General features: G+C 64.1%; 21 protein-coding genes. 11 read left to right on the forward strand and 10 right to left on the reverse strand.

Going from position 1 to position 23,982, the window contains the following annotated elements; translation table 11 throughout:
* Positions 1–174 precede the first annotated feature (174 nt).
* Positions 175–1,911: an EAL domain-containing protein gene (locus IVA79_RS32330; protein ID WP_247560782.1), complete on the reverse strand. Its 1,737-nt coding sequence runs from the start codon at positions 1,909–1,911 to the stop codon at positions 175–177.
* Between the two features lie 210 nt (positions 1,912–2,121).
* On the reverse strand, positions 2,122–3,087 hold the full coding sequence (locus IVA79_RS32335) for a sensor histidine kinase (protein ID WP_247560784.1): 966 nt from the start codon (positions 3,085–3,087) through the stop codon (positions 2,122–2,124).
* A 179-nt stretch (positions 3,088–3,266) separates the two neighbouring features.
* Between IVA79_RS32335 and IVA79_RS32340 the strand changes: the two genes are divergently transcribed.
* Positions 3,267–4,106 carry a glucose 1-dehydrogenase gene (locus tag IVA79_RS32340; protein ID WP_247560786.1) on the forward strand — a complete coding sequence of 280 codons (840 nt, stop codon included), beginning with the start codon at positions 3,267–3,269 and terminating at the stop codon, positions 4,104–4,106.
* 168 nt (positions 4,107–4,274) lie between these two features.
* Here IVA79_RS32340 and IVA79_RS32345 read toward each other — a convergent pair whose 3' ends face one another.
* Entirely contained in the window at positions 4,275–5,651 is a 1,377-nt protein-coding gene (locus tag IVA79_RS32345; protein WP_247560798.1) for a cytochrome P450, read from the reverse strand.
* 104 nt (positions 5,652–5,755) lie between these two features.
* Positions 5,756–6,991, reverse strand: coding sequence for an LLM class flavin-dependent oxidoreductase (locus IVA79_RS32350; RefSeq protein WP_247560801.1), 1,236 nt, complete (start codon positions 6,989–6,991; stop codon positions 5,756–5,758).
* Between the two features lie 297 nt (positions 6,992–7,288).
* Between IVA79_RS32350 and IVA79_RS32355 the strand changes: the two genes are divergently transcribed.
* Both IVA79_RS32355 and IVA79_RS32360 read left to right on the forward strand, forming a co-directional pair.
* Entirely contained in the window at positions 7,289–7,477 is a 189-nt protein-coding gene (locus IVA79_RS32355) for a hypothetical protein (protein WP_247560803.1), read from the forward strand.
* 141 nt (positions 7,478–7,618) lie between these two features.
* Positions 7,619–8,800 carry a PHB depolymerase family esterase gene (locus IVA79_RS32360; RefSeq protein ID WP_247560805.1) on the forward strand — a complete coding sequence of 394 codons (1,182 nt, stop codon included), beginning with the start codon at positions 7,619–7,621 and terminating at the stop codon, positions 8,798–8,800.
* Between the two features lie 47 nt (positions 8,801–8,847).
* Here the strand turns inward: IVA79_RS32360 and IVA79_RS32365 are convergent, their stop codons facing one another.
* Positions 8,848–9,150 carry a hypothetical protein gene (locus IVA79_RS32365; protein WP_247560807.1) on the reverse strand — a complete coding sequence of 101 codons (303 nt, stop codon included), beginning with the start codon at positions 9,148–9,150 and terminating at the stop codon, positions 8,848–8,850.
* Between the two features lie 139 nt (positions 9,151–9,289).
* Here IVA79_RS32365 and IVA79_RS32370 point away from each other — a divergent pair, with 139 nt between their 5' ends.
* On the forward strand, positions 9,290–9,658 hold the full coding sequence (locus IVA79_RS32370; protein ID WP_247560809.1) for a helix-turn-helix domain-containing protein: 369 nt from the start codon (positions 9,290–9,292) through the stop codon (positions 9,656–9,658).
* A gap of 3 nt (positions 9,659–9,661) precedes the next feature.
* Here the strand turns inward: IVA79_RS32370 and IVA79_RS32375 are convergent, their stop codons facing one another.
* A complete protein-coding gene (locus IVA79_RS32375; protein WP_247560812.1) occupies positions 9,662–10,330 on the reverse strand; it encodes an MBL fold metallo-hydrolase in 669 nt (222 codons plus the stop codon).
* Positions 10,331–10,492: 162 nt separating this feature from the next.
* Here IVA79_RS32375 and IVA79_RS32380 point away from each other — a divergent pair, with 162 nt between their 5' ends.
* Positions 10,493–12,091: an alpha-amylase family glycosyl hydrolase gene (locus IVA79_RS32380; RefSeq protein ID WP_247560814.1), complete on the forward strand. Its 1,599-nt coding sequence runs from the start codon at positions 10,493–10,495 to the stop codon at positions 12,089–12,091.
* A 78-nt stretch (positions 12,092–12,169) separates the two neighbouring features.
* Here IVA79_RS32380 and IVA79_RS32385 read toward each other — a convergent pair whose 3' ends face one another.
* Positions 12,170–13,870, reverse strand: coding sequence for an alpha-amylase family protein (locus IVA79_RS32385; protein WP_247560816.1), 1,701 nt, complete (start codon positions 13,868–13,870; stop codon positions 12,170–12,172).
* Between the two features lie 141 nt (positions 13,871–14,011).
* Here IVA79_RS32385 and IVA79_RS32390 point away from each other — a divergent pair, with 141 nt between their 5' ends.
* On the forward strand, positions 14,012–14,500 hold the full coding sequence (locus IVA79_RS32390; RefSeq protein WP_247560819.1) for an MmcB family DNA repair protein: 489 nt from the start codon (positions 14,012–14,014) through the stop codon (positions 14,498–14,500).
* Between the two features lie 117 nt (positions 14,501–14,617).
* On the opposite strand, the gene IVA79_RS32395 is transcribed toward IVA79_RS32390, so the two are convergent.
* Entirely contained in the window at positions 14,618–15,172 is a 555-nt protein-coding gene (locus IVA79_RS32395; protein WP_276577546.1) for an ActR/PrrA/RegA family redox response regulator transcription factor, read from the reverse strand.
* 103 nt (positions 15,173–15,275) lie between these two features.
* On the reverse strand, positions 15,276–16,598 hold the full coding sequence (locus tag IVA79_RS32400) for an ActS/PrrB/RegB family redox-sensitive histidine kinase (protein WP_247561528.1): 1,323 nt from the start codon (positions 16,596–16,598) through the stop codon (positions 15,276–15,278).
* A 106-nt stretch (positions 16,599–16,704) separates the two neighbouring features.
* Between IVA79_RS32400 and IVA79_RS32405 the strand changes: the two genes are divergently transcribed.
* The 4 genes from IVA79_RS32405 to IVA79_RS32420 all read left to right on the forward strand — a co-directional run bounded on the left by IVA79_RS32405 (position 16,705) and on the right by IVA79_RS32420 (position 20,942).
* Complete coding sequence (locus tag IVA79_RS32405) at positions 16,705–17,508, forward strand: ABC transporter ATP-binding protein (RefSeq protein ID WP_247560823.1); 804 nt, start codon at positions 16,705–16,707, stop codon at positions 17,506–17,508.
* 109 nt (positions 17,509–17,617) lie between these two features.
* The gene (locus IVA79_RS32410; RefSeq protein ID WP_247560825.1) at positions 17,618–18,436 is read left to right on the forward strand and encodes an ABC transporter permease; all 819 of its coding nucleotides are present in this window, start codon (positions 17,618–17,620) and stop codon (positions 18,434–18,436) included.
* Between the two features lie 121 nt (positions 18,437–18,557).
* Positions 18,558–19,886, forward strand: a complete 1,329-nt coding sequence (phaZ, locus tag IVA79_RS32415; protein ID WP_247560827.1) for a polyhydroxyalkanoate depolymerase — start codon at positions 18,558–18,560, stop codon at positions 19,884–19,886.
* Between the two features lie 216 nt (positions 19,887–20,102).
* A complete protein-coding gene (locus tag IVA79_RS32420) occupies positions 20,103–20,942 on the forward strand; it encodes a SprT family zinc-dependent metalloprotease (protein WP_247560829.1) in 840 nt (279 codons plus the stop codon).
* Between the two features lie 220 nt (positions 20,943–21,162).
* Here the strand turns inward: IVA79_RS32420 and IVA79_RS32425 are convergent, their stop codons facing one another.
* Positions 21,163–23,367 carry a penicillin-binding protein 1A gene (locus tag IVA79_RS32425; RefSeq protein WP_247560831.1) on the reverse strand — a complete coding sequence of 735 codons (2,205 nt, stop codon included), beginning with the start codon at positions 23,365–23,367 and terminating at the stop codon, positions 21,163–21,165.
* A gap of 168 nt (positions 23,368–23,535) precedes the next feature.
* Between IVA79_RS32425 and IVA79_RS32430 the strand changes: the two genes are divergently transcribed.
* A complete protein-coding gene (locus IVA79_RS32430; protein WP_247560834.1) occupies positions 23,536–23,961 on the forward strand; it encodes a DUF1330 domain-containing protein in 426 nt (141 codons plus the stop codon).
* The last annotated feature ends 21 nt before the right edge of the window (positions 23,962–23,982 follow it).

Genomic DNA, 23,982 nt, shown 5'->3' on the forward strand with positions numbered 1-23,982 from the left:
CCGTGCCCACGATCTCTCTCGGCCGCGAAAGATACGTGGGCACGCTTCCGCCGTCGCTCTTCGAGCTATGGCGGACAAGTCGCTTTGCCCACCCTACGGACTGTGGGTATGGGTCCCGGGTCCGCGCTTACGCTTGCTCGGGACGACAGCGGGATGTGTTGCGCCGCTTTCGCCCTACCTTCGATACCCGCTCGCGCGCGAATAGCCCTGGCGGTTCTGCTGATGCGGGCGGCTCGCGACGCTCGCCCGCGCTTCGCTGGAGAGCGGCGTTGCGAGCTTCAGCTCCTCCAGGAAGATCGGCCGGGAGAAGTAATAGCCCTGGGCGTAGCGGATCTTGGTCGCGGCCTGCAGATAAGCGAGCTCCTCGTAGGATTCGAGGCCTTCGGCAATCACGGTCATGCCGAGCGCTTCGCTCAAGGATTCGATCGCGCGCAAAATGCCCTGGCTGCGCGGGCGCTTGTGAATGTCGGTGATGAAGGAGCGGTCGATCTTGATCTCGTCGGCGGTGATGTCGGCCAGCGCCGAGAGCGAGGAATAGCCGGTGCCGAAATCGTCGATCGAGATGCCGACGCCGAGCTTGCGGAACGTCGGCAGGATCTCGTCCTGGAAATGATTCTGGGCGACGAAGGCATCTTCCGTCAGCTCGATCATGAAGCGGTTGGGAAAGCCGGTCTCCTCCAGCGCCCGCGCGAAGCTGCGCATGAATTCGGAATTGCTGGCCTGCTTGGCGGCGACGTTGATGCTGATGGTGGCTTCCGCGCCGAACGTCTCGTTGATCAGGTCGATCGACTTGACGATCTCGGCGAGGACGAGGTGAGTCAGCTCGTCGATCAGGCCGAGCTCGCTGGCGAGATTGATGAACGAGCCGGGTGCCTGAATCACGCCTTCGTCGTCGCGCAGGCGCACCAATGCCTCGATGCCCTTCACGGCGTGGGTGCGGATGTCGACCTTGGACTGGAAGGCGCAGCAGAAGCGCTTTTCCAGTATGGCGAGCCGCAGCGACTGCTCGACCTTCATCCGCGCCTGCGCCTCGCGCTCCATGCTGGAATCGAAGAAGGCGGCCGATCCCTTGCCGCCGTTCTTGATGCGGTACATCGCGACGTCGGCGTTCTGGCGCAGCGTCTCGAAGCTGCTTCCGTGATCGGGATAGAGGCTGATGCCGACCGAGGTGGAGGCGAAGACTTCCGAATTGTCGATGAAGAACGGCGCGGTCAGCCGCTCCAGCGTCGACTGCATGAATTCGGCGACCTCGTCCTGGCTCTGGATCGGCGACAGCAGCAGCAGGAATTCGTCGCCGGAGATGCGCGACAGCATATCGGAATCACGCAGGTCGCGACCGAGCCGCTTCGACAGCTCGACCAGCAGCGCATCGCCGACGGCATGGCCATAATAGTCGTTGATGTGCTTGAAATTGTCGACGTCGAGAAAGGCCAGCGCGAAGCGCTCGCCGCCGCGCTTCTCCGCAAGCAGACTATTGGCGCGATGTTCGATCACGCGCCGCGAGGGCAGTCCGGTCAACTCGTCGAAATAGGCCGACCGGAATAGCTGGTCCTCGAAATTCTTCTGCTCGGTGATGTCGGAGGACGCCGAGATCAGGAGCTCGCGTCCGGCGAGGCGAACGGGACGATGGGTGGTGAGCAGCACCTGGCGTGCGGTGCCGCCGTGCAGCGCCTCCTCGGTGACGACAGGCTGGCCGGCGCTCAGAGCCTTGCGGCAGGCTTCGCGGCGCGGCGCCAGATCGGGTGAGGGTCGGCTGCCGTCCATGCCGAGCTGCGCGGCCGCGGCGTCGTTAACCAGCAGAAGCTCGCCATGCGCGTCCTGCACGGTCAGGCCGGCCGGCAGCATTCTAACGATTTCCTTGAGAAAACCGAGCTCGGCTTCACTCGCGCCGGAATATCTGTTGTCGTTCATAGACGTCATGAATCTTGTTGTTTCAGCGCGTTTTGCAATGGACGCGATCTTGCGTGGTTCCCTCTTAAGTTTGGTTAAGGGGTCCGGAGAAATACGGTGGTGTTTGGAGAAAACTTGCGGCGATGCGACGCGCTGGCGATCGTCATTAACAGAGGGTCAACAGCGCATGCGAAACTGCAGGGGGGCGCGGGTGCGCTTTGGCGCGCGACGCTATTCGCTTCGCGGGATTCGGCACTGCATGATGCAATGCAGCCCGGTCTTCAAATAAGAGATCTCGGTTTTGCCATCGAAGGCCGACAGTGCCGATTTCAGCAGCTTGGTGCCGAAGCCCGGCTCGGACACCTTGTCCACGCTCGGCCCCTCGGTTTCGTCCCAGGTGATGGTCAGGCGGTCGTCGCTGACGGTCCACGACACCTGTAAGAGGCCACGAGGCGCGGAGAACGCGCCATATTTGCCTGCGTTGGTGGCGAGCTCGTGAAACATCAATGACAGCGTGACCGCGAGCTTCGCCGGCAGGAACAGTCGTTCGCCGTTGAGCGTGAAGCGGACATGGCCGTAGGGGCCGAGCTCCGCGATCAGGAGATCGCGGATGTCGCAGCCGGCCTTGTCGATCCGCGAGATCAAATCGTCGGTCGCCGCCAGCGAGCGCAACCGCGGATCGACCCGGGCCCAGACCTGCGGCTGGTCATGCAGCACCTGGTGCACCACGGCATGCACCGTCGACAGCTTGTTCTTCAGCCGGTGCTGGAGCTCGTCGACCAGCAGCTTGCGATAGTCCTCTTCCTCGATCAGGCGCTTGGAGATCCGGCGCTGCTCCGCCAGCAAGGTGCGATAGTGCTCGACGCCCCAGATGGTGAGCGCACAGACCGCCCAATAGAGTGTGAGCAGAGCAAACCGCGCGCGATCGGCAAAGGCATCGCCGAAATTCACGACCACGCCGAGCACGCCGCCGATCAGCGCCGTCACGATTCCGATCCGGAAGCCTCCGAACGCGGCGGCAAAGAACACGGCCGGAAAGTAGGGGGTGAAGTAAACGTCGGGCCGCACATGCGCGAGACCCCAGCGCGCCAGCGTCGCAACCAGCAGGCAGGCCACCGCAAACGTAATACTCAAGCCGAGCGATGGCGGCGCCGTACCCTGCCAACCCCTGCGGAATTCGTCGATCAGCTTCCCCATGCGCAGCCCAGTTGCGATAGGCGTCCGAAAATCGAGCGACCCGTAAGGATGTTACGCATCCCGTCCGCACAAGCATAGCTTGCCTTGGCGGAGGCAGGCAGGGATAGTGGCCACTGCTGCGATGGCAGCGGCCGATGTTCGCCATTTGGCATCAAATCGTTCGAAAACAGGAACATTCCATGGGCAGGCTGGACGGCAAGGTTGCGGTGATCACGGGGGCGACGAGCGGGATCGGATTGCGCACTGCGGAAGTCTTCGTTGCCGAAGGTGCCAAAATTGTGATCGCGGGCCGGCGTGCACCGGAAGGCGAGGCGCTGGCGAAGCAGCTCGGGGAGAGTTGCATCTTCCGTCAGACCGACGTCACGGTCGAAGCGCAGATGCAGGCGCTGATCGCGCTGGCCGTGGACAAGTTCGGCCGGATCGACTGCCTGTTCAACAATGCCGGCGGTCCGGCGCAGACCGGTGGCATCGAGGGTCTCGAGGTCGAGCGGTTCGACGCGGCAATGGCGACGCTGGTGCGCAGCGTCATGCTCGGCATGAAGCACGCCGCGCCCTACATGAAGAAGCAAGGGAGCGGCAGCATCATCAACAATGGCAGCATTGCCGGACGCCTCGCCGGGTTCTCGTCCTCGATGGTCTACAGCGCGGCCAAGGCGGCGGTGATTCATCTCACCAAATGCGTGGCGATGGAGCTCGGCGAGTCCAATGTTCGCGTCAACGCGATTTCGCCCGGCGCAATCGCGACAGGCATTTTCGGCAAGGCGCTCGGGCTCTCGACCGACGCCGCGGAGAAGACGCCGGCGGTGATGCGCGAGGTCTACAAGACCGCGCAGCCGATCCCGCGTGCCGGCCTGCCCGATGACATCGCCCACGCCGCGGTGTTCCTGGCCAGCGACGAATCCAGCTTCATCAACGGCCACGACCTCGTCGTCGACGGCGCCATGACCGGCGGCCGCAATTGGAGCCAGCAGCAGCAGGGCTATGTGGCCTTGCGCAAGGCGTTCGATCAGGGGGCGTAGGGGCTCGGGGGACGGTGCCGTAGGATGGGTTAGACGGCGGCTGCGCCAAGCGCAGTCGCCGGCGTAACCCACCACTTCTCTATCCAAGCGGAAAGCAAAGAGGTGGGTTACGCCTAGCGGACTGCGCTTCGCGCAGCCGCAAGGCTAACCCACGCTACGGGAGCGGTGCTAGACCGCCTTCACCCTGACCTTCAGCCCATCCCGCGGCTTCGGGATCGGCCACATCTGCCAGTCCGGCTTGTAGCCGGGCTCCAGCGACACCTCGAGGTTCTGCAAAAAGTGCCGCGCGAAGCATTTCGCCTGCATGTAGGCGAAGTGCAGGCCGAGGCACATATGCGCGCCGCCGCCGAACGGGACGAAGGCGAAGCGGTGGCGGCCACGCTGCGCCTCCTCGGTGAAGCGCAAGGGATCGAAGCGGTCCGGCTCCGGCCAGATGTCCTTCATGTGATGGGTATAGAGCGGATTGACGCCGACTGCCGTGCCGGCGGGAATGGTAAAGCCCTTGAACGTGAAATCGCGCATGGCGCGGCGCGGCATCGAGGGCACCGGCGGCTTGATCCGCAGCGCCTCCTTGAACGCCATCTCGGACAGCGGCATCTTTTCGAGATCGTCGAAGCTACTCGGCGCATCCGCCGCCAGTCCGAGCGCGAGAACCTCCGCGCGCAGCCTGTCCTGCCAGTCCGGATTGGCGGCGAGCTCGCCGATGAAGGAGGTCAGCGACGAGGTCAGCGTGTCGTGCGCCGCCATCATCAGGAAACTCATGTGGTCGATGATGTCCTGCTCGGACAGCAGCGCGCCGTCCTCATGGGTGGCGCGGCAGAGCTGCGAGAACAGATCATCGCTGCCGTGGTTGCCGCGTCGCAGCGGGATCTGCTCGCGGAAATAGGCGACGATGCGCTTGCGCCCCGCAACGCCACGCGCCATCTGGGTGCCGGGCAGGGGGCGGCGGATCGGGGCGACGGCAGCCGCGACCATGTCGACGAAGGCGCGGTTGATCTCGTCCACCTCCGGTCCGATGTCGGCGCCGAGGAAGGAGGCCGCGGCGAGATCGAGCGTGAGCTGCTTCATCGCCGGGTAGAGCTGCATTTCGCCGGGCTTGGCCTTCCACTGCGCGACCCGCGCGGAGATGCCGCGGTCGAGATCAGCCAAATAGGACTTCATCGGCCCTGATTTGAACGCGACCGACAGCGCCTTGCGGTGCAGCCGGTGCTCGTCGAAATCGAGCAGCATCAACCCACGCGGAAACAACAGGCCGAGCACCTTGTTCCAGCCATGGGTCGACGAGAACAGCTTTTGCTGGTCGAACATCACGAGCTCGTTGGCCTCGGGCCCGAGCAGCACGACATTGGTCTCACCGAACACATGGGTGCGGTAGACCGGGCCGTATTTGGCGCCGTTCGCCTCGATATGGCCCTTGGGATCGGCCAGCACCTGCAGGGTCTTGCCGATGATCGGCCAGCCTTCGTCGCCGGGAATATGCGTCAGGGCATTGCGTTTGGGCGCGGTGAAGGCGGGCGCCGTTGCGGCCACATTCTGCATCGACATGACGATTGCTCCGGTTGGCAAGCTCCGCCAGCGTAGCACAATCCGGGCACCGTGATGCGGCGGTTGCTGGCGCAAATTACCATAGACGACGAGTGGAGTGTGTCCTACCGCTTCGCCGCCTCTTTCTGCAGATCCGGGGCGTTGACGGCGGGGATGGCGCCGCGGCCGGGGCCGGTCACCTTCAGCGCCTCGGCGGCCTTCTCGTTCTCCATGATTTTGGCCATCACCGCCTGGCCTGCGCGCTCGAAGATCGCGCGGTTCTCGATCACGAATTTCTGCGACCTTCGTAAGGAATCGATATAGCCGTTGATCTCGGGCACGACATAGCGCGCCACCATGTCCCAGCTCCGGCGCGTGTTCTCCGGATTGGCCCAATCGTGCACGAAACCGATGATGGCGCCGACGCCGCCGGAGACCTGCATCACGTTCTTGATGGTTTTGACGAGATCGTCGGGCGTGCCGATGGTGGATGCCGCGCCCTCGACGAAGGCGGTCTTGTCCACGGCCTCGTCGGGCGAGGAGAATGCCGTGAGGCCCGGCCGCTGCAGCGTCCCGACATTATACTCGTTGTGCCACCGCATCAGCCCGGCGCCGGCCTCGCGGCGGGCTTGTTCACGCGTTTCGGCGATGTGAAAGGTCAGCAGCACGCGCCAGTCGGCGCGGCTGACGGTGGTGCCGTGCTTCTTGGCGGCGTCCTCGGCGAACTGCCATTGCTGCTGCAGCGACATCAGCCCCTGCGTCGTCATCGAACCCAGCGAGATGATCCCGATGCCGTATTTGCCGGCGAGCGTCATGCCGGAGGGCGAGATCTGCGAGGCCACCACGAACGGCATCTGTTCCTGCAGCGGCAGGATCTGCAGCGCGGCATCGTTCATGGTGAACCAGTCGCTCCTGGCACTGACGCGCTCGCCGTTGAAGAGCCGGCGGATGATGCCGATCGCCTCGTCCTGACGGTCGCGCTGCGTCATCGGGTCGATGCCGAGCGTGTGTGCGTCGGAGGCGAGCGCGCCGGGGCCGGAGCCGAAGATGGCGCGGCCGCCGGTCATGTGGTCGAGCTGCACCATGCGCTGGGCGACGTTGTAGGGATGGTGATAGGGCAGCGACACCACGCCGGTACCGAGCTTGATCCGCTTGGTGCGCTCGCCGGCAGCAGCCAGGAACATCTCGGGCGAGGCGATCATCTCCCAGCCGGAAGAGTGATGCTCGCCGCACCAGAACTCGTCATAGCCGAGCGCATCTAACTGCTCGACCAGGTCGAGATCGCGCCGGAACTGCAGCATCGGATGCTCCCCGATCGGGTGATGCGGGGCAAGAAAGGCTCCGAACTTCAGGCGCGCCATGGCGTTCTCTCCGGCTTTGATTTTCTGTTCGTTGAGACGGTGAGGCTACGTGCCCGATGCCGCGAACGCAATCGCGCGGTGTCCCGCACGGCGGAATGCTGGCATGCGGAGAGCGAAGCGAGATGCGTCTTCTCTCTCCCCAAAGAGGCGAAGAGCACACGAATCCTAACTGCGGGGTCATCGCGATACAGCGCGATCTGAGATCATCGGCGGCGAGTTCAGAGTCATGCACGATACATCAGATCGTCACACGACAAATCGAGTCTTTCCGCCGCTGGTGGGTGCTCGGCCTCCGGCATGTACGGCACCATTGCGCAGATCGGAAATGCGGCCGGAGTGGCCGCAATCGGCGCGGCGTTCTTTGCTGTCGAAGCCTTGCAATCAGCGCGCGCAGGATTTCTGATCTCGCTCGCACTGTTTGTGACATTAATCATGATCTGCGCCGCATTCCTGGCGTGGATGCGCCGCGCCTCTGCACGAAGTTGAGGCATTTGTGGTTAATGCCTGCGAATTCCGCGGGAAATCCCTACGATTTCGTAGGATTGACAGCCCACGGTCTTTTTATTTTGCAATGCAGCAACTATCTGGTTTGGCTGGACGTTGAACGTCGCCCACCAGGAATTTGCCGTGTCGTTAGCCAGAAATGTCGATTTGTTGAGACGTCTGCCGAGGCTGGACGGTCTGCGCTTTGCCGAGCTCGGTCGCAGCGCTGATGCGTCCAGTCCATTGGAAGAGGTCACGGGCTTCGGCGACAACCCCGGCGCCTTGCGCATGTTCTCGTTCGTGCCGACGCAGTTGCAGAAGCCGCGCGCGCTGGTCGTCGTGCTGCATGGCTGCGGGCAGACGGCAGCGGCTTACGATCTCGGCGCCGGCTGGTCGACGCTCGCGAAGCACTACGGCTTCGCACTGTTGATGCCGGAGCAGCAGCGCATCAACAACGGCAACACCTGCTTCAACTGGTTCAATCCGGAAGACACGGTGAGGGGCAGCGGCGAGGCGCAGTCGGTCCGCGAGATGGTCGCGCACATGGTCACGGCGCATCGCATCGATCCCAGGCGCGTCTTCATCACCGGTCTGTCCGCCGGCGGCGGCATGACCTCGGTGATGCTCGCGACCTATCCGGAAGTCTTCGCGGCCGGCGCGGTCATTGCCGGACTGCCCTATGGCATCGCCTCGAATTTGCGCGAAGCGCTGGACGGGATGTTTCACTCGCCGGCGCGTCCGGCGCGCGAACTCGGCGATCTCGTGCGCAACGCCTCCGACTATCGGGGCCCCTGGCCGAAAATGTCGGTGTGGCACGGCAGCGCCGACCGCACCGTCAATCCCGGCAACGCCAACGAGATCGTCAAGCAGTGGCTCGATCTGCACGATCTGCCGGACGTGCCGATGGCGGAGACCAATGTCGACGGCTATCCGCGCCAGGCCTGGTGGAACAAGGACGGCGAGACGCTGGTCGAATCCTACGCCATCACCGACATGGCGCACGGCACGCCGCTCGGGCTTGCCGACAACGATCAACGCTATGGCGTCGAAGGCGCCTTCCTGATCGAGGCCGGTATCTCCTCGTCCTATCACATCGCAAAATTCTTCGGCCTCACCGACTGGATCGCGGACGCCGCCAAGGCGGAGGCCAAGGCCGCAATCAAGCCTGCAACAAAGCCGGCGCTTTCGCCCGCGCCGCATCTCGCCCGCTCGATCCGCGCCGCGGTCGCCGAACAGCCGGCCGAGCCGAAGCGCGGGGAGGCCCGTGGCTTCGATCTCGGCCAGATCATCACGCGCGCGCTGACAGCGGCGGGGTTGATGAAGTAGCCCCGACGTCGGCTCTGCGAACGCAGGGACGACAGCTGAGTTTGCGGCTACGCCGTTGCGTCGATCATCTCGATCGGCGTTGCCGTCACCTCGCCACCAGAGACTTGCCGTGTCATCGCCGAATAGGCCTTGAAGAAGTCGCGCGATTGCAGCGTTTTCTGCGCGTCCTCGTCGGCGACGCTGGCGAGGTGGAAGTAGTGGCCATCGTCGCGATTCTTCAGCACGCGATAGCCGATCCGCCCTTTCAGCTCGGGATCGGCGTCGATCGCCTTGATGAAGCGGGCGATCTCCTGATGCCAAGCCTCGGTGACGCCGTTCCTGAACTCGTATCTGATCATGAAGTGCTTCATGTGACGCTCCCTGTTCGACATGTGCGTCATCATCTGCGGCTCGCGCGCAAACCTGCAAGTATGGACAAAATTGATAGTATGGACTTTTTCGCCGTTGCTCCTATCCTCGTGCCGGTTGGATGCGCATGGAGGAGACGACATGGCAAGGGCAATGCCGGCGCGCAGCTGTCCGGTTGCGGCCTTTCAGAAGATGATCAGCGGCAAGTACAAGCTCCGCATCGTCTGGGACTTGAAGGACGGCCCGCGCCGCTATGGCGAGATCCGAAGCGGACTGCTCCGCGGCACGAATGGCAGCGCGGAGATCACTCCGCGCGTGCTCAGCCGCGAGCTGAAGGCGCTGACGGTGAGCGGCCTGATCGATCGCAAGGACTTTGGCGAGGTGCCGCCGAAAGTCGAGTATCGCCTGACCCGCAAGGGCAAGAGCTTCGTGCCCGTCGTCGCGGCGATCCGGGAGTGGGGCGAGCGTCACCTCGGCGAGGCGGCGGCACTCACCGAGGCCGCCGAATAGGGCCTACATCGCGCCGGTGATGAACGGATTTGTCATCCGCTCCTGGCCGATGCTCGAGCCTGCGCCATGCCCGCAGATGAAGCCGACATCGTCGCCGAGCGGCAGCAGCTTTGTCAGAATCGAGTTGATCAACGTGGCGTGGCTGCCACCGGGCAAATCGGTGCGCCCCACCGAGCCGGCGAACAAGACGTCGCCGACATGGGCAAAGCGCAGTTCCTTGTTGAAGAACACCACGCTGCCCGGCGAGTGGCCGGGGCAGTGGAAGATCTCGAACGAGAGGTCGCCGATCGACACGGTGCCGCCCTCGGCGAGCCACCGGTCCGGCGCGAAATTGCGCACGCCGGTCATGCCGAAGCGCGCGCCGCTCTCCACCACGTTGTCGAGCAGGAACTTGTCCGCTTCGTGCGGGCCCTCGATCGGTACTTTCAGCGCATCGCGCAAGTCGGCCGCACCGCCGACGTGGTCGATATGGCCGTGGGTCAGCCAGATCTTCTCCACGGTGACACCGGTCTGCTTGATCGCGTCCAGGATCTTCGGCACGTCGCCGCCGGGATCGATCACCACGGCTTTCTTGCTGGGCTCGTCCCAGATGATGGTGCAGTTCTGCTCGAACGGCGTCACGGGAACGATGATCGCGCCCGCCTTGGATTGGGTGTCGTTTTGCTCGCTCATGACCTCACAATGCCGATTTTTGCCATGCCGCCAAGCAAAAGATTCGTCTCCGCGCCCGGGAACAACCGTCACACGGCCGTCCCAATTTGACTGCCAATTTGAACCGGGGCGGCGTTGTCGCGTTCTCCCGCGCACGGCGCAGATTTGGGTGGGTTTTTCGGTATGGCTCAAAGCAACGAGAATTGGTGGCGCGACGGAATCTTCTATCAGATCTACCCGCGCTCGTTTCAGGATTCGAACGGTGACGGCGTCGGTGATCTCGCCGGCATCCTGCAGCGGCTGCCCTATGTGAAATCGCTGGGGGTCGATGCGATCTGGCTGTCGCCGATCTTCCCCTCGCCAATGACCGATTTCGGCTACGACATCTCCGACTATACCGGCATCGAGCCGCAGTTCGGCACGATGGAAGACTTCGATGCGCTGATCGCGGCGGTCCATGACAACGGCCTGAAGCTGATCCTCGACCTCGTGCCGAACCACACTTCCGAGCAGCATCCCTGGTTCGTCGAAAGCCGCGCCTCGCGCGACAATCCCAAGCGCGACTGGTACATCTGGCGTGATCCGGCGCCTGATGGCGGCGTGCCCAACAACTGGCTGTCCGAGTTCGGCGGCAGTGCGTGGCAGTTCGACGAGGCCACAGGTCAATATTACTATCACGCCTTCCTGGCGCAGCAGCCGGACCTGAATTGGCGCAATCCGGACGTCCGCGCCGCGATCTACGACGTGATGCGGTTCTGGCTCGAGAAGGGCGTCGACGGTTTTCGCGTCGACGTGATCTGGCACCTGATCAAGGACGCCGAATTCCGCGACAACCCGCCAAATCCTCATTACGTCGAGGGCCGGCCGCCGAACGAAAGGATCATGACGCAATATTCCACTGATCAGCCGGAGGTGCACGACGTGATCGCGCAGATGCGGCGCGTCACCGATGGGTACGGCGCCCGCGTGCTGATCGGCGAGATCTATCTGCCGCTGCATCGTCTCATGGCCTATTACGGCAACGACCTCACCGGCGCGCAGATGCCGTTCAATTTCGCGCTGCTCTCGACGTTCTGGAGCGCGCGCTCGATCGAGAAGATCATCGAGGATTACGAGAAGGCGCTGCCGCGCGGCGCCTGGCCGAACTGGGTGCTCGGCAACCATGATCGCCCGCGTGTGGCGAGTCGCGTCGGGCCGGAACAGGCCCGGGTCGCCGCCATGCTGCTGCTGACGCTGCGCGGCACGCCGACGCTCTATTACGGCGATGAGATCGGTATGCACCAGGTGGCCATCGCGCCGGAGGATGTCCAAGATCCCTTCGAGAAGAACGTGCCCGGCATCGGCGTCGGCCGCGACGGCTGCCGCACGCCGATGCAGTGGGATTCTTCCCAGTTCGGCGGTTTCTCCGCGGTGCGGCCGTGGCTGCCGCTGCCGGAGCATTATGTGCGTGACAACGTCGTCAACCTCGAAGCGGATGCGCGCTCGATCCTCAATCTCTACAGGCGCCTGATCGACTTGCGACAGAGCTGTCCGCCGCTGGTGGCGGGCGAATATCATCCGATCGCGGCGCAAGGCGATCTGCTGATCTTTCGCCGCGTGCTCCAGGGCAAGGCGGTGATCGTGGCTCTCAATCTCGGTGCGGAGCCGATCGCGGTGACGGCCAGCGCGATAAAGTTCGGCAGCAGCATCTTGCTGTCGACGTTCCTGGATCGCGAGGGCGAGCGGATCGAGGGCGTGCTGAATCTACGTGGGAATGAGGGAGTGGTGGTGGTGTCAACGTAAACTATCGTCCCGGATCGTCGCACGCTTGAAGTGCGCTTGTCCGGGACGACAGCGGTGTGGAGGCAGCGAAGGGCTAGATCACCCCGGATGCCTCTTCCCTCGCACCGTGTTGTCGTCGATATCACTCCGCTTCAAGAGATAATCCAGCCCGCCGACCCGGTACCAGCGATACCCGTAGGGCTCCAGCACGACGCGATGCTGGCCGCGCTTGTCGACGCGGCTGTGGTCTTCCGCAAGCAGATTGATCAACAGCTTGCCGGCCTCGCCTGACAGCCCGGTCGAGAACGCGATCTCGCGCGGCTTCTCGTCGAGATTGTGCACGAACAGCACCGAATTGTTGCGCCAGTCGTAGCGCATGATGAACACGGCGGGATCGCGCACCGGAATGATGGCGAAATCGCCCCAGCCGACCTCCGGCACTTCTTTCCGCATGCGGACGATGCGCTCGGTCCAGTTCAGCATGGAATTGGGATCGCGCCGCTGCTTGGCGACGTTGACGTGCGGATAGCCGTACGGTCCCTTGTCGATGACGGGGCAGGCCGGCCTGTCGCTCTTGGTGAAGCCGGCATGCGGCTCGGTCGACCAGTGCATCGGCGTACGCGCGCAATTGCGCTCGGGCAGCGAGAGGTCGTCGCCCATCGCGATCTCGTCGCCATAGCGGATCACGGGCGTTCCCGGGAGCGTGCACATCAGGCTGTAGGCGAGCTCGAGCCGCCTGCGGTCGCCGCCCAGCATCGGCGCGAGGCGGCGGCGAATGCCGCGGTCGTAGAGCTGCATATCCTTGTCGGGGCCGAATGCTTTGAACACGGCATCGCGCTGCGCCTTGGTCAGGCGGCCGAGATCGAGCTCGTCGTGATTGCGCAGGAACAGGCCCCATTGCGCCGTGGCCGGCCGCGGCTTGGTCGCCTTCAGCGCCTTCGCCAGCGGGCGTGAATCGGCGGAGGCCAGTGCATAGAACAGGTGCTGGTTGACGTGGAAGTTGAACATCATGTGCATGCGGTCGGCGTCGCGGCCAAAGTACTCCATGTCCGTCTTGGGCAGCACGTTGGCCTCGGCGAGGATGATGGCGTCGCCCTGCCGCCATTGCAGGAATTCGCGGAACGCGCGCAGCATGTCGTATTGCTCGACCGGCGTCTTCACCTTCGCGCCCTTGGTCGCGATCACGAAGGGCACGGCGTCCATGCGGAAGCCGGAGACGCCGAGCTGGATCCAGAAGCCCATGATCTTGAGAATTTCCGCCTGCACGTACGGGTTCGACGTGTTGAGATCGGGCTGGAAATCGTAGAAGCGGTGGAAGTAGTAGGCGCCGGCTTCCTTGTCCCGCGTCCAGGTCGATTTCTGCACGCCGGGAAACACCATGCCCTTGTTGGCATTGGCCGGCTTCTTGTCGGACCACACATACCAATCGCGATAGGGCGAGGCCTTGTCGCGCCGCGCCTCCTTGAACCAGTGGTGCTGGTCCGATGTGTGGTTGACGACGAGGTCGATGATGATACGGATGCCGCGCTGCTTGCAGCCATGGGCAAACTCGACGAAATCGCCGAGCGTGCCGTAGCGGGCATCGACGCTGTAATAATCGGCGATGTCGTAACCGTCGTCGCGGCCCGGCGAGGTCTGGAATGGCATCAGCCAGATCGTGGTGATGCCGAGGCCGTGCAGATAGTCGAGCCGGCGCAGCAGGCCCTTGAAATCGCCGATGCCGTCGCCGTTGGCGTCCATATAGGAGCCGACGGACAGGCAGTAGATCACGCCGTTCTTGTACCAGAGATCGTCGATCATGCGCCGATAGCCTCGGGTGGTTCCGCCGAGGTGCGGCGGCTGCGTGATAAGTGCGTGGGGAAGGGGAGGTTCCGTGCCTCGTCCGGTCGCGCCATGCCCGCCTGGAATGACGCGCAGAATGGAATCGGCTAATCTCCGGGCATGGACAACACCGCCCGCATCGCCCTCGTGCCGCCACCCGATCGCCGCCAGTCGGAGACCGCGCTCGCGATCGCGCGCGGCACATCCCGGCTCCTGCGTTCGCTCGGCTTCTCCTGCATCAGCGAATTGCCGCTGCCCTCGGGCCGGCGTGCCGATCTCGTGGCATTGAACGAACGCGGCGAGATCTGGATCGTCGAGATCAAGTCGTCGGTGGAGGATCTGCGCGCCGACCAGAAATGGCACGAATACCGCGCCCATTGCGACCGGCTGTTCTTCGCCTTCACCCAGGATCTGCCCTGCGAGATCTTTCCGCAAGACACCGGCCTGATCGTCGCCGACGCCTATGGCGCGCACATGCATTGCGAAGCGCCCGAGCACAAGCTCGCCGCGGCCACGCGCAAACAGATGACGGTGCGGTTCGCGATGGCGGCAGCCTTGCGCATCAACCGCCTGGTCGACCCGCAGGGGCACGCCGAGTTTTGGGAGTAACGGCGCCCCAAACGCAGGTGCCGTAGGTGGGCAAAGCGTAGCGTGCCCACCACCTCTATCCAATGCAGACAGATCGTGGGCACGGCGCTGCGCGCCTTTGCCCACCCTACGGCATCGTTACCTCGGCGCGCGCTTGGCCAAAATCCGCTGCAGCGTGCGGCGGTGCATGTTCAGCCGCCGCGCCGTCTCCGAGACGTTGCGGTTGCACATCTCGTAGATGCGCTGGATGTGCTCCCAGCGCACGCGGTCGGCCGACATCGGGTTGGCCGGCAGCTCGGATTTCTCCGCGCTGGTCGACAGCAGCGCCGCGACGACGTCGTCGGCATCCGCGGGCTTGGAGAGATAATCGATCGCGCCCATCTTCACCGCGGTGACGGCGGTGGCGATGTTGCCGTAGCCGGTCAGCACGATCGCGCGCGCATCCGGGCGCTTCTTCTTCAGCGCCGAGACCACGTCGAGGCCGTTGCCGTCGCCGAGCCGCAAGTCAACCACGGCATATGCGGGCGCCGCCTTGCCGATCTGCGCAAGTCCGTCCGAGACGGTATCGCATGACGTCACGTCAAAGCCCCGTGTCTCCATCGCGCGCGAGAGCCGCTCCAGGAACGGCTTGTCGTCCTCGACGATGAGCAGCGAGCGGTCGGTCTGTTCGTTCAGTTCGGCGATGGCGTTCAAGGTGTTGTCCTTTTTCCAGCGCATTTACATATGGCGTCGCAATCGGTCGATGCCAAGGCGGCAAATAGTCGATCGGCGCCGTTGTGCGACGCAAGGTCGCGCCCTATCCTATTGTTTCTTCGAGGGTCTCGATAGCCTCAAAACGCTGTCTCGGCCAAGTGATCTGAACCACCGCGCCGTGTTCCGGAAAGATCCGGTTGGTAAACGAGACCCTGGCGCCGGTGCGTTCGAGCAGTGTGCGCGCGATGAACACGCCCAATCCGAGGCCGCGCCGTTCACCGCTGCCATCATCCTGGCTGCGCCGCCGCGACAGATAGGGCTCGCCGATCCGGTTGAGGATATCAGGGGGAATGCCGGGGCCGTCGTCGGAGATCACGAGCTCGATAATGTCCTTGTTCCACCACGCGTTCACCTCGACGGTGGTGCGAGCGAAATCGACCGCGTTCTCGACGATGTTGCCGACGCCGTAGAGGATCGCCGGATTGCGCGAGCCGACGGGCTCGGCCACGGCGGCGACCGCGATCCGCACCTTGATCTCGACGCCGAAATCGCGGTGCGGAGCCACCACCTCCTCGATCAGCTCCGACAGCTTCATGCGGTCGAACGGTGCGCCGGTGGAGGAGAGCTGGGTGATCTTGCTCAGAATATCCCGGCAGCGCTGGGTCTGCTCGCGCAGGGTCTTCAGGTCGGCGGCAAAACTGGCGTCCGTCACCGTCTTTTCCAACTCGCGCGAGATCAGGAAGATCGTGGCGAGCGGCGTGCCGAGCTCATGCGCGGCTGCAGCTGCGAGTCCGTCGAGTTGAGTGAGATGCTGCTCGCGCGTCAGCACCAGCTCGGTCGCGGCCAGCGCGTCCGCGAGCTTGCGCGCCTCTTCCGTCACCTGGAACGAGTAGAGGCTGGTGACGCCGATCGCGAGCGCGATCGAGAGCCAGACGCCGACGAGATAGATCGGCGGCAGCACCAGCGGATCGTCGGACTCCCAGGGCAGCGGCAGGTGGTAGAAGAACAGCACCGAGGCGCAGGCTACCGCAAGCAGGCCGAGGCCGAACGTGAAGCGCGCCGGCAGCGCCGTGGCCGAGATCAGCACCGGCGCGAGGAACAGGAACGAGAACGGGTTCTGCAGGCCCCCCGTGAAGAACAACAGGCCGGCCAGTTCCACGATGTTCAGCGCGAGCAATCCGGCCGCCTGCATCGGCTCCAGCCGCTGCATCGGATTGGCCGCGGTCTGGAGTCCCAGATTGAGCGCCGCCGACAGGGCGATGATGCTGACGCAGGGGACGATCTCGACGTTGAACTCCAATCCCTGCGCCACAATGAAGATTGCGGCGAGCTGGCCCAGCACCGCGAGCCAGCGTAGCCGCAGGATCGTGTCCAGGCGGATATGCCGCTGCGCGTGGCGGAAGTTGGAGGCGGCAATTTCGGTCATATCGGCCAATGTGGCGGTGCCTTCCAAGGTCACAAACGCTGGGCTCGCGGAACCACCGGATTACAAGCCTTGCGCTCCCTGCCGCAATAGCAGAAGAACGGTCAGCATGACCGAGAATGACAAGGCTTCAAGTCGGCCGACTGTCGCGGAGCGCAGTGCGTCCGCGGCGATCACGGTCGAACATCTCGTCAAGGTCTACAAGCAGACCCGCGCCGTCGACGATATCTCGTTTTCGCTGCCGCGCGGCAGCATCACCGGGCTGCTGGGCGGCAACGGCGCCGGCAAGACCACCACGATCGCGATGATCATGGGCCTGGTGCTGCCGACCTCCGGCCGCGTGCAGGTGCTCGGCCATCGGATGCCCGCGGAGAGCGCGGCCGTGCTGGGGCGGATGAACTTCGAGAGCCCCTATGTCGACATGCCGATGCGGCTGACGGTGCGGCAGAACCTCACCGTGTTCGGCAAGCTCTATGCGGTCAAGCACCTCGCCGGCCGCATCGCCGAGCTCGCGGACGATCTCGATCTCACCGAATTCATCGACCGCGCCAACGGCAAGCTGTCCGCCGGGCAGAAGACCCGCGTTGCGCTTGCCAAAGCGCTGATCAACCAGCCCGAGCTGCTGCTCCTGGACGAGCCGACCGCCTCGCTCGACCCCGATACCGCCGACTGGGTGCGAGCGCATCTGGAGCGCTATCGCAAGGAGAACAACGCCACCATCCTGCTGGCATCGCACAACATGCTCGAGGTCGAGCGGCTCTGCGACCGCGTCATCATCATGAAGCGCGGCCGCATCGAGGACGACGATACGCCGGAGGCGATCATGGCGCGCTACAACCGCACCACGCTGGAGGAGGTGTTTCTGGACGTCGCGCGCGGCCGCGTGAACGGGGTGAAGGAGGCGGCAAGGTGAGCGGGCTCCAATGTGTCTGCCGTAGCCCGGGTGAGCGCAGCGACACCCGGGAACGCGCTAAGCAAAACCCCGGATGTCGCTTCGCTCATCCGGGCTACCGGAGAGAGTCATGACCGAGCTCTCCCTCCACCGCGGCATCTCCGTCCATCGCATCGGCGCGATGATCCTGCGCTATTGGTATCTGTTGATGTCATCCTGGCCGCGGCTGCTCGAGCTGCTGTATTGGCCCGCGCTGCAGGTCATCACCTGGGGCTTCCTCCAGCTCTACATCGCCGAGAACGCCAATTTCTTTGCGCGCGCCGGCGGCACGCTGATCGGCGCGGTCATCCTCTGGGACATCCTGTTCCGCGGACAGCTCGGCTTCTCGATCTCGTTCCTGGAGGAGATGTGGGCGCGCAACATCGGCAACCTCATGATGAGCCCCTTGAGGCCCATCGAGTTTCTGCTGTCGCTGATGGTGATGAGCCTGATCCGGCTTGCGATCGGGATCATCCCGATGACGCTGCTGGCGCTGGTCATGTTTCACTTCAACGTCTATGCGCTCGGCCTGCCGCTGATCGCGTTCTTCTGCAATCTGATCTTCACCAGCTGGTCGGTCGGCATCTTTGTCTCGGGCCTGGTGCTGCGAAACGGCCTCGGCGCCGAGAGCATCGTCTGGACCCTGATGTTCGCGATCCTGCCGCTCGCCTGCGTCTACTATCCCGTCAGTGTGCTGCCGGTCTGGCTGCAATACGTCGCCTGGGCGCTGCCGCCGACCTATGCTTTCGAGGGAATGCGCGCGCTGCTGATCGAAAACACCTTTCGCGCCGACCTGATGCTGGATGCGCTGGCCATCAATGCGGCCCTTCTGGTTGCATCTTTTGCAGCATTCCTTGCCCTTTTGCGCAGCGCCAAGCGGAACGGCTCGCTGCTGTCGGGTGGCGAATAACGTCACTTTCTCGTGGATTCAGCCTGATTTAGCCGTTCTGCTTACGTAGATGTACGGAACCATGCATTGACGCAATATTGCGCATTCGGCAGTATGCTGCGATGCGAAGAGGAATATAGCGATGCCGATTGGTGAGTTTGGCGGCGCGCCGCCCCTGGCGGCCGAAGGCAGTCCGGTCCTGACGACGCCGATGTACTGGATGTACGAGATGGCGCACGCCTCCCTCAATCCGGCACGTGCGGTCACTGACGCAACCAAGCTGCTGTTTCAGAACCCGCTCAATCCCTGGGCGCGCACCGAGGTCGGCAAGTCGGTCGCCGCGGCCTGCGAGTTGTTCGAGCGTACCACGCGCCGCTACGGCAAGCCGGAATGGGGCCTCAACGACACCGAGGTCAACGGCATCCGTGTTCCGATCGAGATCCGCTCGGTCTGGGAAAAGCCGTTCTGCCGGCTGCTCTACTTCGATCGTAAATTCACCCGTCCGCTGCGCAGCCCGCAGCCGCGCGTGCTGATCGTCGCGCCGATGTCCGGCCATTATGCGACGCTGCTCCGCGGCACCGTCGAGGCCTTCCTGCCCGCGCATGAGGTCTACATCACCGACTGGGCCGACGCCCGCATGGTGCCGCTCAGCGACGGCCGCTTCGATCTCGACGATTACATCGATTACATCATCGAGATGCTGCACGTTCTCGGCGGCAACACCCACGTCATGGCGGTGTGCCAACCCTCGGTGCCCGTCGTCGCCGCCGTCTCGATCATGGAAGCGCTGCGCGATCCGTTCGTGCCGACCTCGATGACGCTGATGGGCGGCCCGATCGACACCCGCCGCAACCCGACCTCGGTGAACAATCTCGCCCAGCAGCGCGGCATCGACTGGTTCCGCAACCACGTCATCACCAAGGTGCCGTTCCCGCATCCGGGCATGATGCGTGACGTCTATCCGGGATTCTTGCAGCTCAACGGCTTCATCAGCATGAATCTCGACCGGCATATGGACGCCCACAAGCAGCTCTTTGCCCATCTGGTGAAGGGCGACGGCGACCTCGTCGACAAGCATCGCGAATTCTATGACGAATATCTCGCGGTGATGGACCTCTCCGCCGAGTATTACCTGCAGACGGTCGACACCGTGTTCGTGAAGCACTCGCTGCCGAAGGGCGAGATGACCCATCGCGGAACGCGCGTCGATCCCTCCAAGGTCACGCGCGTGGCGTTGATGACGGTCGAAGGCGAGAACGACGACATCTCCGGCCTCGGCCAGACCGAAGCAACGCACACATTGTGCAGCTCGATCCCCGATCATCGCCGCATTCATTACGTCCAGAAGGGCGTCGGACATTACGGCGTGTTCAACGGCTCGCGCTTCAGGTCGGAAATCGTGCCGCGGATCCATGACTTCATGGTTTCGGCGGCGAATCCGAGTTCATTGCAGGCGCGCGCCGCCGAATAACCTCCGTTTCGGCTTTCCCGTCGAAAATCAGGCCCTGTTCGAGACTTCCGGCAGGGCTCGGTTCCCTCCAGATTCGCGGTATTTAGGTAGCTTTATAGGAGTGAGTCTGCCCTCATCCCTTGGGGGTGCCGCATGCATCCAGCGGGGGCGAAAAAAGCCGGTTCCAACCCCAGTCTGTAGGGTCTCCCGGACGCCAGACCGCTGTATATTGGGCAAATGATTTGTTTTTGCGCCGAGCGCTTTCCCTGGCGGCGGTTATGGCAGAATCCGGGCGCCCTCCTGCCCCCCGGACTGACAGACATGGCCACTCGCGCACTCCTCTATCGGCGGCCCCACGAACCAAAGACCCTCGTCATCACCCACGGATCGCAATTTTTTGCCATCCGATTGCGCCGGCACAGACGCGCGCGCCGCTACACGCTCAGAATCCATCCGAGCGACCGCGAAGCCATCCTCACCATGCCGCCGCGCGGCACACTGGCCGAAGCGAAAGACTTCGCGCAGCGTCACGGTGCGTGGATCGCCGCCCGTCTCGGCCGCTTGCCGAAGGCCGCGCCGTTCCAGCCGGGCACAGTGATACCGCTGCGCGGCACGCCGCATCGCATCGTTCATCGCGCCGGCACGCGCGGCACGGTATGGACCGAGACGCGCGACAGCGGTGAACGCATTCTCTGCGTCGCCGGCGGGCTCGAACATGTCGATCGCCGCGTCGGTGACTTCCTCAAGCGCGAGGCGCGTCGCGATCTGCAGTGTTCGGCGGAGGCCTACGCTGCCGAGCTCGGCGTCAGGGTCAAGCGTCTCTCGATCCGCGATCAGTCCAGCCGCTGGGGCTCTTGCACCTCAGCCGGCTCGCTGTCGTTCTCCTGGCGCCTGATCCTCGCGCCGCCCTTCGTGCTCGACTACCTCGCCGCGCATGAAGTCGCCCATCTCGTCGAGATGAACCACTCGGCGCGCTTCTGGCGCGTGTGCGGAAAGGTCTGTCCCTCGATGGAGCGCGCCAAGAAGTGGCTCGACACGTACGGGAATGATCTGCACCGCTACGGGGTCGAGGATTAGGGCGGGCTGCCGCCTAACGCTCGCTGCCGTCGCCCGGCTTGACCGGGCGATTGTTATTGAGCCGAGGGGCCGCGGCGTACTTCGCGTAGCCGGACCTGACGGCCGACTTCCAATTGCGCTTAGGTGTCTGCGCAAGCCGTTGATTTCGCTATCCGCGGCTACTGTGCATGGGGTTGTTTTCGCAGTTTTGTCTTGAGGCCGCACGGACCTCAGACAGCACCTATCGATTTCCGCCAAACAGCCGGTCCATCAGCCAGCCATCGAGCCCGGCAGCAGGCTCCGGCCGCACATTGGCGCGCGTCGGTGGCGGCGGGCGATAACCGCCATTGTTCATCGGCGCCGCCGCCGTCGGCGGTGACACCTGCGAGGCCGCCTGCGCGAGGTTCGACAGGCCCCATCCGCCGGGTGAGCTCGGCAAGTTCGCGACCGGCACACCCTCGTGCGCGGTCTTCATGAAGCGCGTCCAGACTTCCACCGGCAGGCCGCCGCCGGTGGCCTTCTTGGTCGGCGAGTTGTCGTCATTGCCGAGCCAGACGCCGGTGACGAGGTTGGCGGTGTAGCCGATGAACCAGGCGTCGCGATAATCCTGGCTGGTGCCGGTCTTGCCGGCCGCCGGCCAGCCCGGGATCTCCGCCTTCTTGGCGGTGCCTGATATCAGCGTCTCCCGCATCATCGCGTTCATCATGCCGGCATAGCGGGGATCGATGACCTGGTTGCGCTCCTCCGCCTGGCGCATGTAGAGCAATTTGCCGCTGAGCGTCCTGATCCGCGTCACGACATGCGGCGCCACCGTGAGGCCGCCATTGGCGAAGGGCGCATAGGCGCCGACCAGCTCGACCACGGAGACTTCGGAGGTGCCGAGCGCGATCGAGGCATTGGGCTCGAGCTTCGAGGAAATGCCGAGCCGGTGCGCGGTGCGCACTACGTTCTTCGGCCCGACCTCGAGGCCGAGGCGGATGGCGACGGTGTTGAGCGACATCGCCAGCGCCTGCGTCAGCGTCACCGCGCCGAAATATTCGTGGGTGTAGTTCTCGGGTCGCCAGCCCTTGACCTCGATCGGCGCGTCCTGGCGCAGCGTGTCCGGCGTCAGGCCCTGCTCCAGCGCAGTGAGGTACACGAACGGCTTGAACGAGGAGCCCGGTTGGCGCTTGGCCGTGACCGCGCGGTTGTACTGGCTCTCGGAATAGTTCCGCCCGCCCACCATGGCGCGCACGGCGCCATCAGGGGTCATCGCCACCAGCGCGCCCTGGCTGACATTGAACTTGACGCTCTTGGCCGCGAGCTCGTCGATGATGGCGGCTTCCGCCACGCTCTGCAGCTTCGGATCGATCGTGGTCTCGACCTTGATGCTCTCGTCGATCTGGCCGACCAGATCGTCCAACACCTCGCCGATCCAGTCGGCGACGTAATTGATCGTGCCGGCGCCGGCCGGCTTCACATTGTAGGAGGGATGGCCGATCGAAGCCTTCGCCTGCGCGTCGGTGATGAACTTCGCATCCGCCATCGCCGCCAGCACGATTTGCGCGCGGGCTTCCGCGCCTTCGGGATTGCGGTTCGGTGCGAGCCGCGAGGGCGATTTGACGAGGCCGGCGAGCATGGCCGCTTCGGCGACCGTGACGTTCTTGGCCGACTTGCCGAAATATCTTTGCGCGGCGGCTTCGACGCCATAGGCGCCCGAGCCGAAATAGACGCGGTTGAGATAGAGCTCCAGGATCTCGTTCTTGGAGTGCTTGCGTTCCAGCCAGATCGCGAGCTCCGCCTCCTGCAGCTTGCGCTGCATGGTGCGCTCCTGGGTCAGGAACAGGTTTTTCGCGAGCTGCTGCGTCAGCGTCGAGCCGCCCTGCGACACGCCGCGATGGAGCACGTTGGTGACGAGGGCACGCGCGATGCCGACGGGATCGATGCCGAAATGCGAATAGAAGCGGCGGTCCTCGATGGCGATGAACGCCTTGGGCAGGTATGGCGGCAGGTCCTGCAGCGCGACATTGGCGCCAGCCATCTCGCCGCGCTGTGCCAGCATGCTGCCGTCGATGCCGACAATCTGGATCGTCGGCGGACGCTTGGGGATTTCCAGCGACTGGATCGGTGGTAGATGGGCGCCGACATAGATCACGACGCCGATCACGGCGATCACGCCCCATAGACTCAGCACCGCGCCCCAGTAGACGAGACGGCCGAGGCCGAAGCCGCCGCGCGACTTCGACCGGCGCTTGGCGCCGCTGCGGCCGGCTTGCGCTTTCCGCTCGCGCGGCGGCTCGTCGCCGGCATCCTCGCTCTTGCGCTTGGCGGATGATTTCGCTGACTTCTTGGGCTTGTCGTCGCCGCCGGGAATGCGGTCAGCCGGGTTAAGGCGCAGATCGGCGAGCGCTGCGGGCAAGCCGAACAGCGGCTCCTTCCGCCCACCCTTTTTCTTTCCCAACCCCATACGCAAACGCCCGGTCAGCCCGCCCCGCCGCACGCTAGCGGTCGCTGTTTAAGGCCCGGTTACCCCGGCGTTAACGCGTGATTAGGAGATGAGGCATTCGCACCCCGCAGTTCCGCTCCTTTGACGCCGGAGCTAGGATCGCCGGCACAAAACAACAGGGAAACACGTATGGGCCATATCGATCCCACCAAGGAGATCTTCGCGCAATTCCGGGACAACGACCGCCCCGGCCCGATCCACATGCTCAATCTGGTGCGCCTGCGCAAAGAAGCGGCCTATCCGGACGGACGCAAGGCGAGCGGCGCGGAAGCCTATGCCGCCTATGGCCGCGAGAGCGGCCCGGTGTTCGAACGCCTCGGCGGCCGCATCGTCTGGCAGGGCCGGTTCGAGCTGATGTTGATCGGCCCGCAGGACGAACGCTGGGACCATTGCTTCATTGCGGAATATCCGAGCGTTGCCGCCTTCGTCGAGATGATCCGCGATCCCATCTATCGCGAGGCGGTGAAGCATCGCCAGGCCGCGGTGGAGGATTCACGGCTGATCCGGCACGCGGTGCTGCCGGTGGGAAAGAATTTTGGGGAGATCCCAACTTAAGTTCGGAGTCCGTAAGGTGAG

It is taken from the genome of Bradyrhizobium sp. 138 (genome assembly GCF_023074075.1).
GTDB lineage: Bacteria > Pseudomonadota > Alphaproteobacteria > Rhizobiales > Xanthobacteraceae > Bradyrhizobium.

What these genes read in the sequence shown, in the direction of transcription:
- IVA79_RS32420 (WP_247560829.1), top strand. Translation starts at nt 20,103, where the DNA reads ATGATTTGTTTTTGCGCCGAGCGCTTTCCCTGGCGGCGGTTATGGCAG.
- IVA79_RS32390 (WP_247560819.1), top strand. Translation starts at nt 14,012, where the DNA reads ATGGACAACACCGCCCGCATCGCCCTCGTGCCGCCACCCGATCGCCGC.
- IVA79_RS32365 (WP_247560807.1), bottom strand. Translation starts at nt 9,150, where the DNA reads ATGAAGCACTTCATGATCAGATACGAGTTCAGGAACGGCGTCACCGAG.
- IVA79_RS32335 (WP_247560784.1), bottom strand. Translation starts at nt 3,087, where the DNA reads ATGGGGAAGCTGATCGACGAATTCCGCAGGGGTTGGCAGGGTACGGCG.
- IVA79_RS32375 (WP_247560812.1), bottom strand. Translation starts at nt 10,330, where the DNA reads ATGAGCGAGCAAAACGACACCCAATCCAAGGCGGGCGCGATCATCGTT.
- IVA79_RS32425 (WP_247560831.1), bottom strand. Translation starts at nt 23,367, where the DNA reads ATGGGGTTGGGAAAGAAAAAGGGTGGGCGGAAGGAGCCGCTGTTCGGC.
- IVA79_RS32400 (WP_247561528.1), bottom strand. Translation starts at nt 16,598, where the DNA reads ATGACCGAAATTGCCGCCTCCAACTTCCGCCACGCGCAGCGGCATATC.
- IVA79_RS32430 (WP_247560834.1), top strand. Translation starts at nt 23,536, where the DNA reads ATGGGCCATATCGATCCCACCAAGGAGATCTTCGCGCAATTCCGGGAC.
- IVA79_RS32330 (WP_247560782.1), bottom strand. Translation starts at nt 1,911, where the DNA reads ATGAACGACAACAGATATTCCGGCGCGAGTGAAGCCGAGCTCGGTTTT.
- IVA79_RS32380 (WP_247560814.1), top strand. Translation starts at nt 10,493, where the DNA reads ATGGCTCAAAGCAACGAGAATTGGTGGCGCGACGGAATCTTCTATCAG.
- IVA79_RS32340 (WP_247560786.1), top strand. Translation starts at nt 3,267, where the DNA reads ATGGGCAGGCTGGACGGCAAGGTTGCGGTGATCACGGGGGCGACGAGC.
- IVA79_RS32405 (WP_247560823.1), top strand. Translation starts at nt 16,705, where the DNA reads ATGACCGAGAATGACAAGGCTTCAAGTCGGCCGACTGTCGCGGAGCGC.
- phaZ (WP_247560827.1), top strand. Translation starts at nt 18,558, where the DNA reads ATGCCGATTGGTGAGTTTGGCGGCGCGCCGCCCCTGGCGGCCGAAGGC.
- IVA79_RS32345 (WP_247560798.1), bottom strand. Translation starts at nt 5,651, where the DNA reads ATGTCGATGCAGAATGTGGCCGCAACGGCGCCCGCCTTCACCGCGCCC.
- IVA79_RS32350 (WP_247560801.1), bottom strand. Translation starts at nt 6,991, where the DNA reads ATGGCGCGCCTGAAGTTCGGAGCCTTTCTTGCCCCGCATCACCCGATC.
- IVA79_RS32355 (WP_247560803.1), top strand. Translation starts at nt 7,289, where the DNA reads ATGTACGGCACCATTGCGCAGATCGGAAATGCGGCCGGAGTGGCCGCA.
- IVA79_RS32385 (WP_247560816.1), bottom strand. Translation starts at nt 13,870, where the DNA reads ATGATCGACGATCTCTGGTACAAGAACGGCGTGATCTACTGCCTGTCC.
- IVA79_RS32370 (WP_247560809.1), top strand. Translation starts at nt 9,290, where the DNA reads ATGGCAAGGGCAATGCCGGCGCGCAGCTGTCCGGTTGCGGCCTTTCAG.
- IVA79_RS32410 (WP_247560825.1), top strand. Translation starts at nt 17,618, where the DNA reads ATGACCGAGCTCTCCCTCCACCGCGGCATCTCCGTCCATCGCATCGGC.